This is a genomic window from Streptomyces sp. SID1328 (genome assembly GCF_009865595.1).
In the GTDB taxonomy this organism is placed as follows: Bacteria; Actinomycetota; Actinomycetes; order Streptomycetales; family Streptomycetaceae; genus Streptomyces; species Streptomyces griseoluteus.
Window position 1 is genome coordinate 1 of the sequence record NZ_WWKH01001007.1, and the last position, 4,107, is coordinate 4,107.

At 73.1% G+C, this 4,107-nt stretch carries 4 protein-coding genes; 1 reads left to right on the top strand and 3 read right to left on the bottom strand.

Going from position 1 to position 4,107, the window contains the following annotated elements; genetic code table 11:
* Positions 1-324, bottom strand: a 324-nt coding sequence (locus GT030_RS32395; protein WP_161204137.1) for an iron chelate uptake ABC transporter family permease subunit, incomplete at its 3' end; no start/stop codon positions are given.
* Positions 325-381: 57 nt separating this feature from the next.
* Positions 382-1,410 (bottom strand): HAD hydrolase-like protein, encoded by a 1,029-nt coding sequence (locus tag GT030_RS32400; protein WP_161204138.1) that lies wholly within the window; start codon positions 1,408-1,410, stop codon positions 382-384.
* A gap of 72 nt (positions 1,411-1,482) precedes the next feature.
* Here GT030_RS32400 and GT030_RS32405 point away from each other — a divergent pair, with 72 nt between their 5' ends.
* Complete coding sequence (locus tag GT030_RS32405) at positions 1,483-2,766, top strand: DUF1015 domain-containing protein (RefSeq protein WP_161204139.1); 1,284 nt, start codon at positions 1,483-1,485, stop codon at positions 2,764-2,766.
* An 87-nt stretch (positions 2,767-2,853) separates the two neighbouring features.
* On the opposite strand, the gene GT030_RS32410 is transcribed toward GT030_RS32405, so the two are convergent.
* Positions 2,854-3,717, bottom strand: coding sequence for a hypothetical protein (locus GT030_RS32410; RefSeq protein WP_346009792.1), 864 nt, complete (start codon positions 3,715-3,717; stop codon positions 2,854-2,856).
* Positions 3,718-4,107 lie beyond the last annotated feature (390 nt).

The following is a 4,107-nucleotide window of genomic DNA, read 5'->3' on the forward strand; positions in this document are numbered from 1 at the left end:
CAGGCCGGGGTCGGCCAGCGGGTTGCGGGTGAGCGCCTGGAGCACCGCGCCGGACAGCCCGAACGCGGCCCCGGCCAGCAGACCGAGGACGGTCCGGGAGATCCGGTCCCGTACGACGATGTCGGCGTAGGTCCCGCTGTCGTGGAACAGCCCGTGCCAGACGAGGTCCGGCGCCAGCGATTTGGCGCCGACTCCGATACTCGCCATGGCGACGAACGCCAGCAGCGCGACGGCCAGGAGCAGCCCGAGGGCGCGCGCCAGCTGTCGCTTCGGGGGCGCGGGGGCGGTTTCCGCGCGCTGTTCCGGACGACTCTCGACCAACACCCGGTTAGGTTAGCCTATCCTCCTATTCGGTCTCGATCCCGCCCAGCTGGCGGAGTCTCAAAGTCCCAGCCTGGCCAGCGCCTTCTCCGCGTCCAGCGCGCAAGTGCCGTCCCCGGCCGCCGTCCAGGCCGCCGCGCACAGCGCCCGCAGACCGTCCAGCTCGGCCCCCTCGCCCGACAGCTCCAGGTGGCCCGGACCGGCCGTGGCGGTCCAGCCCCCGCAGCGGAAGCCCCCGCCGTCCTCCGTCACCTCCGGCTGACCGGTGAGCAGGCCGCGTAGATCGGCGTCGACATAGGTCGGCCGGTGCTGCGGGGGCGCGGCGAGCAGCTGGGCGCCGTCGGTGACGCCGGTCAGCACCAGCAGCGAGTCGACCTCGCCGTTGTAGGCACCCTCGATGTCGGTGTCCAGCCGGTCCCCGACCACCAGCGGCCGCTTGGCGCCGGTGCGCAGGATGGTCTCCTTGTGCATCGGGGGCAACGGCTTGCCCGCCACCTGCGGCTCGGCACCGGTCGCGATCCGGACGACCTGTACGGCCGCGCCGTTGCCCGGCGCGATGCCCCGCCCGCTCGGGATGGTCAGGTCGGTGTTGGACGCGAACCACGGCACCCCGCGCGCCACCGCGTACGACGCCTCCGCGAACCGCCCCCACGGGAAGTCCGGGCCGCCGTAACCCTGCGCCACCGCCGCCGGGTCGTCGTCCGCCGAGTCCACCGGGGTCAGCCCGCGCTCGCGCAGCGCCACCCGCAGCCCCTCGCCGCCGATCACCAGCACCTTCGCCCCGGCCGGCACCTGCTCGCTGATCAGCCGCGCCACCGCCTGCGCGGAGGTGATCACGTCCGCCGCACCCGTCGGTATGCCCAGCTCGGTCAGGTGCCCGGCCACCGCGTCCGGGGTGCGCAGCGCGTTGTTGGTGACATACGCGAGGTGCATGCCGTCGGCACGGGCTTCGGCCAGCGAGTCCACGGCGTGCGCGATGGCCTCACCGCCCGCGTACACCACCCCGTCCAGGTCGAGCAGCGCCGTGTCGTACGCCTCGTGCAGGGGCCGCTCGCTGCCCTCGGGGCTCGTCCTGACGCTCCGGCTCATCCGTATCGCTCCTCGTTCGACGCTCTTTCCCCCGATCATCCCGCAACGCGCCCGCACACGTACGATGCCGGGATGAACATCGCAGGTCACTCGGAAGCAATGGCGCCCCGAGGTCTGGAACTCACCCCGTTCCGCGGCCTTCGTTACGACCCCGAACGGGTCGGCAGCCTGGCCTCCGTCACCTCCCCGCCGTACGACGTGGTGGTACGCCCCGACGGCCTGCACCACCTCCAGGACGCCGACCCGTACAACATCGTCCGGCTGATCCTGCCGCAGGCCGACACGCCCGACATCCGCAACGAACAGGCCGCCGACACCCTGCGCCGCTGGCTCGCCTCGGGCATCCTCGCCCCCGACCCGGTCCCCGCCCTGTACGTGTACGAGCAGCAGGACGTGGACGGACTGCTCCAGCGCGGTGTCATCGGCGCCCTGCGCGTCTCGGAACCGGAGGACGGCGTCGTCCTCCCGCACGAGGACGTGATGGACCCGGTGGTCGCCGACCGGGCCGGCCTGATGCGCGCCACCCGCGCCAACCTGGAACCCCTGCTGCTGACCTACCGCGGCGACGGCGCCACCTCCGAGGTCGTCGAGCGCACGGCGAAGCTCCCGCCCCTGCTGACGACTACCACCGAGGACGGTGTACGGCACCGCCTGTGGAACCTCACCGACCCGGCCGAGCTGGCCCTCGTCCGCGAGGGCCTCGCCCACCACCAGGCCCTCATCGCCGACGGCCACCACCGCTGGGCCACCTACCGCCTGCTCCGCGCGGAGCAGCCCTCCCCCGGCCCCTGGGACCTGGGCCTGGTCCTGCTGGTCGACACCGTCCGCTACCCGCTGCGCGTCCGCGCCATCCACCGCCTGCTGCACGGCCTGCCGGTGGCGGACGCCCTGGCCGCCGTGGGCGACCTGTTCCGGGTACGGCACCTCGCGGTCCCGCTGCCCGAGGCGCTGGAGGCGCTCGCGGAGGCGGCCAACGAGGGCAACGCCTTCCTGCTGGCGGGAGACGGCGGCTTCCACCTGCTGGACCGACCGGACCCGGCCCTGCTGGACCGTACGGTCCCGGCCGGCCACCCGCCCGCCTGGCGCTCCCTGGACGCGACGGTCCTGCACGCCGTGCTCCTCGAGCACGTCTGGCGCATCCCCGAGGACTCCCCCGCGCACATCGCCTACATCCACGACACGGCTGCCACCGTCGACAAGGCGGAACGCGGCGGGGGCACGGCGGTGCTGCTGCACCCGGTACGCGAGGAGGTCGTGCGCGAGCTGGCCCGGCAGGGGGTGACGATGCCGCGCAAGTCGACATCGTTCGGCCCGAAGCCGGCGTCGGGGCTGGTGCTGCGGATGGTGGACATCTGAGGACCGCTCCGGCTGGTTCCGGACACGAAAAAAGGGCGGGACCGCTGGGGTCCCGCCCTTCATCCGTGTGCTGCCACGCCGCCGGGATCAGTCCTCGGTGGTGTCCTTGATCTGGACGATCTTCGGCTGGTCGGCCTCGGACGCTTCCTCGTCCGTCGGCTCGTCCTTGTCCTCGTCCTCGGGCTCGTCCTCGGGCTCATCGTCCGTGGTGGTGTTCTCGTCCACCGCGACCGTCACCACGGTCTCGGTCTCCGCGTCGTCCTCGTCCATCGCGTCGACGAACTCGACACCGTCCAGCTCGGCCAGCCGGTCGGAGGCGTCGGTGCTGCCGTCGCGGTCGGCCTCGACGGCCTTGGCGAACCACTCCCGCGCCTCGCCCTCCCGGCCGGCGGCCAGCAGGGCGTCCGCGTAGGCGTAGCGCAGACGGGCGGTCCAGGGCTGGATGGAGTTGGAGGCCAGCTCCGAGCTCTGGAGGGTGACGATGGCCGCGTCGAGCTGGTCCATGTCACGCCGGGCACCGGCGGCGACGAGCCGCATCTCGACCTGGCCGGCCTTGTCCAGCTTCTGCACCTCGGGGGCACCGGCCATGTCCAGCGCCTTCTCGGGACGCCCGAGCCCCCGCTCGCAGTCGGCCATCACGGGCCACAGCTCGGTGTTGCCGGTCATCCGGCGGGCGGCACGGAACTCGGCCAGGGCCTCGCTGTACTTCTGGGTCGCGTAGGCGGCGAAACCGGCGGCCTCACGGACCGCCGCGACACGGGACGCCAGACGCAGGGCCACCCTGGAGTAGCCGTAAGCGCCTTCGGGGTCCTCGTCGATGAGCCGGGCGACCATCACCAGGTTCCTGGCGACGTCCTCGGCGAGCGTCTTCGGGAGGCTCTGCAGCTCCTGGCGGACGTCCTTGTCGATCTCGTCACCGGTGACGTCGTCCGGGATCGGAAGGCGCTTGATCGGCTCGCGGTCGCGGTCCCGCTCGTCACGGCCCCGGTATCCACCGCGGTCGTCCCGGCGGTCGTCACGGCCCCGGTACCCACCGCGCTCGCCCGGCCGGGCGCCACGGTCGTCACGGCCCCGGTATCCCCCACGGTCGCCGCCACGGTCGTCCCGGCCACGGAAACCGCCCCGGTCACCACCACGGCTGTCGTCCCGACGGAACCCACCACGGTCGCCGCCACCACGGCGGTCGTCGTCGCGGCGGAAGGACGGACGGTCGCCCGAGCGCTCGTCACGGCGGAACGACGGGCGGTCGCCGCCACGGTCATCGCGACCACGGAACCCGCCACGGTCGTCGCCACGGCGGTCATCACGACGGTCGTCGCGGCGGAAGTCACCACGGCTGTC

Excerpts from the sequence above, each read along its gene's own strand:
- GT030_RS32405 (WP_161204139.1), top strand. The coding sequence starts at position 1,483 with ATGAACATCGCAGGTCACTCGGAAGCAATGGCGCCCCGAGGTCTGGAA.
- GT030_RS32400 (WP_161204138.1), bottom strand. The coding sequence starts at position 1,410 with ATGAGCCGGAGCGTCAGGACGAGCCCCGAGGGCAGCGAGCGGCCCCTG.